Consider the following 3,241-nt stretch of genomic DNA (forward strand, 5'->3'; position numbering starts at 1 on the left):
TGGGGCGTGATGGTCGGATAGAAAGCCAGTTCGGCAAGTCGCACATTGCCGGTCTGCGCGCCAAGGCGGGCATCGGCTTCGCGAATATCGGGTCTGCGGATCAGCAGCGCGCCAGGAAGCGTGTCCGGCACGTCGGGCACGCGAACCTCAGGCCGCGCGATCGCGAGGCTCTGCAGCGGCGCTGTTCCCGCTCCGATCAGCACCAGCAGCACACGCCGGCTCGCATCGAGCGCGCCGGCAATGTCGGCAGCCTGCGCCCGCACCTGCGCGAGATCGCTTTCCACCCTGTCGAGATCAGAGGCGGCGACAAGGCCGCGGGCGGCGCGAACGCGGACAACGTTGGCGATCTGGTCTTGGATATGTTCGCTGGCGCGCGCATCCTCAAGCTGGGCGGCAAGTCCCCGCGCCTCGAAGAGGCCGCGCGCGACATCGGCGGCGAGCAGGGCCCGGACCCCTTCATAGTTGAAGCGCTCGGCGGCAAGGTCCGCATCGGCCACATCGCGCGCAACGCCGCGCCGCCCGAACAGGTCCAGTTCCCAGCTCACCGGAAGGGAGACATTGCCGGTCTTCGTCGTATTGGGGGCAAAGAGATTGGTCAGCGAGCCGAGGCCGGGAATATCCAGATCGGGGGCCGACACATAGTCAGTCCGGCGGATTTCCCCGGTCGCCTGTGCATTGCCCTGAAGGCCATAACGGGACAGCGCCGACGCGCGGGTGGCGCGCGCCTCGGTCAGCCGCGCGAACGCCTCGCGCACCGAAAAACTTCCAGCCAGGGCCTGATCGACCAGCCCCTGGAGTTGCAGATCGTTATAGAGCAGCCACCAGCGATCGAGCGCGCCCGCCGGAAGAGCGGAGCCGACGGCATCATAAGTTGCCGGCAGCTCGACTGCTGCCGGGCGGATCGGCGGCGCATTCACGCATCCAGCCAGCCAGAGTGCCACGCCCAGTCCGGGCGCCGGCCAGACAAGCGCGCGCGTCACCGCCGTCCGCAGCCGCGAAACGGAGCTTTTCATCTTGAAATTCCACTCTGGCCGAAGGCAGGGCGAGGCGATTGCTCCCCGCCCGCGCGCTTCAAAGACGGTAGGTCAGCGTGAGAATGCCCGATGGCTGGGTCTTCTTCTCGACCAGTGGGCTGTCCTTGGCATCGCCGATCATCGAGGTCACGCCGCCGGTGGCGCTGAACGTAATCCGGTCGGTCAGGCGGTAGGTTGCAGTCAACATGCCCGAGACATCCTTGAATCCGCTGCTCATGCCGAACTGCGGCAGGCCCGATGCAAGGGATTCGGCCAGCGTAACGCCAAAGTAGCGATCATTATATTTGCGATTGGCCCAGGTCGTGCCGACTGTGGGGGTGAGCATGAAGCGCGACGACACAGGGATCGGATAGGAGAGGTTTGCATCCGCGACCATGCCCTTGGTGCCGCCGGAAACGATCTTGACTGCTCCCAGCGTTGCCACGAAGCCGCCCGCCCGGATGTTGGTGAAGAGCCGTGCGCCCACACCATCGGACAATTTGTCGATACCCTCGGGCATGTCCTTGCCGCGATAGCCCTGGACGAAGACGGCGCTCGCGCCGATCTCGAAATGCTCGCTGGTGATCGGGATGACACCAATGCCGTTGCGCAAGTTCGCGAAGAACCAGCCTTTGCGGATATCGATCGCGGGGATGGGAATGATCCGGGTGTCATCGGAGCCCTGGTAGGCAGGCGTGGCGGCAACGCCGATGCCCAGCACGATATGATCCTGGTTCTGCGATTGCGCCTGGGCCTGCGTCTGCGCATGGGCGCTACCTGCCGCGGCGACACCTGCCGCGACGATTAGCAGCGCGGTGGAACGCCGGTTGCAACTTTTACGACAGATTATCATGATGAGGCTCGCTTTCGTGCTCATGCCTGTTCGAAGGCAGGGGGGGAGTGGAAGAGAAGAATGTGAGGGCGTGCCACGGCACACCCTCACACCTTCACCGGTATGGCTTGTTGACCGGATGACGGCTGGGCCGGGCGTGTTAGTGCCGCCTGGCCTGCCCACCTGACGCAGTCTCAAACCCTGGTACCGGCGAACTGCGAGTCCCTTTTTGAAGTAGGTGCGACCCGAGGTGCTCGCAAGGAAATACAGGACTGGGCTCGCCCGATGAGTGGGAGCCAAGGCTATTCACAACGAACATTTCGTCGATCGATCGCCCGTCCCGCAAACGCGCCGCCGCCGGCGCCCAGGATCGTCCCGAGTGTCTTGCAATCTCCGGGCGCGATGATGTTGCCGAGAACACTGCCGGCCAGTGCGCCGACAATGGCGCCGCGAGAACCGTCCCGGCGCTGGCAGAAGTAGCGTCCGTCACGGTCGCGGTAGATACGGTCTTTCTTGCCGAGTTGGCGACGCTCGCGAGCGACATGCCGACCATCGTGGCGACGACCGTCACGGCGGTCCAGATCTCGATCCCGATTGCTAAAGCCAGGTCGCCCATAACCACCGCGCCCGCCATAGTCGTCGGTCACACAGGCACTCAGCGACTGGATAGCAGCCAGAGCAGGAACTATTAGTATTCGCCGCATGTGATGGAGTCTTCCTTTGATATCCTGGACGTTCGACCAAGCCTTGTTTAACGGGCTCGGCTGAGAGGTCGGATGTGGTCATGCAACGCCAGTCACTGTTCAGGCTTTGCATCTCGAACTCGATCGGTTTCGGTTTCCGGCCCACTGGTTCCGGCGACCTGCGGCATGTAAAGGCCGGTGATCCCCCCGACCACGCCGCTCGCTAAGCGGCGCTTGACGTTCTTGCGCGAGCCAAAGCGGGCGCAGGGGTCGATTTTGCCAAGCTTGATCCTTGGACGGTCCTTGCTCGCGAAGCTCTTGCCAACCCTGTCGCCGAGCGGCTCAGCCAGCTGCAGGGCATCGCCCGCGCGAGAGAGCGAGGGTTTGACCCGGCCGACCATGCCGGCATTCTTCGTCCATAGCATTGCCGCCACTTGCCGCCCATCCGGCGCAAGCAGTTCGGATTCCACGGCGAGGCCGCCGGTCGATGCGGGAACGCGGAAATTGACGACAGGGATGGGATTGACGAAATCCACTGCCGCAGCGGCAACCGAGCCTACGCGACTGTTGGATTGCAGGCGGACGATAACGGTGCGGATCGTGCCGGCGACTGGCCTTGGCTCGGGTGCGATCAGGAAGCGTTCGCTGACTTCGAAGCAGATCTGACGATCGACTTCGTGAAGCACCATCGCCCTTTCTTCTGCGGACAATTC

4 protein-coding genes are annotated in these 3,241 nt (G+C 63.8%); all 4 read right to left on the reverse strand.

All coding sequences use genetic code 11. From position 1 onward, the window contains the following. Positions 1 to 1,013 (reverse strand): TolC family protein (locus tag BMX92_RS26620; protein ID WP_143066934.1); only part of this gene is annotated, 1,013 nt, incomplete at its 3' end. A gap of 58 nt (positions 1,014 to 1,071) precedes the next feature. After that, the gene (locus tag BMX92_RS26625; protein ID WP_177185290.1) at positions 1,072 to 1,866 is read right to left on the reverse strand and encodes a MipA/OmpV family protein; all 795 of its coding nucleotides are present in this window, start codon (positions 1,864 to 1,866) and stop codon (positions 1,072 to 1,074) included. A 281-nt stretch (positions 1,867 to 2,147) separates the two neighbouring features. After that, positions 2,148 to 2,549: a glycine zipper 2TM domain-containing protein gene (locus BMX92_RS26630; protein WP_093022745.1), complete on the reverse strand. Its 402-nt coding sequence runs from the start codon at positions 2,547 to 2,549 to the stop codon at positions 2,148 to 2,150. 92 nt (positions 2,550 to 2,641) lie between these two features. Next, on the reverse strand, positions 2,642 to 3,241 hold a 600-nt coding region (locus BMX92_RS26635; RefSeq protein ID WP_093022748.1), incomplete at its 5' end, for a DUF3313 family protein.

It is taken from the genome of Sphingobium sp. YR768 (assembly GCF_900111125.1).
GTDB lineage: Bacteria > Pseudomonadota > Alphaproteobacteria > Sphingomonadales > Sphingomonadaceae > Sphingobium.

What these genes read in the sequence shown, in the direction of transcription:
- BMX92_RS26630 (WP_093022745.1), bottom strand. Translation starts at nt 2,549, where the DNA reads ATGCGGCGAATACTAATAGTTCCTGCTCTGGCTGCTATCCAGTCGCTG.
- BMX92_RS26625 (WP_177185290.1), bottom strand. Translation starts at nt 1,866, where the DNA reads ATGATAATCTGTCGTAAAAGTTGCAACCGGCGTTCCACCGCGCTGCTA.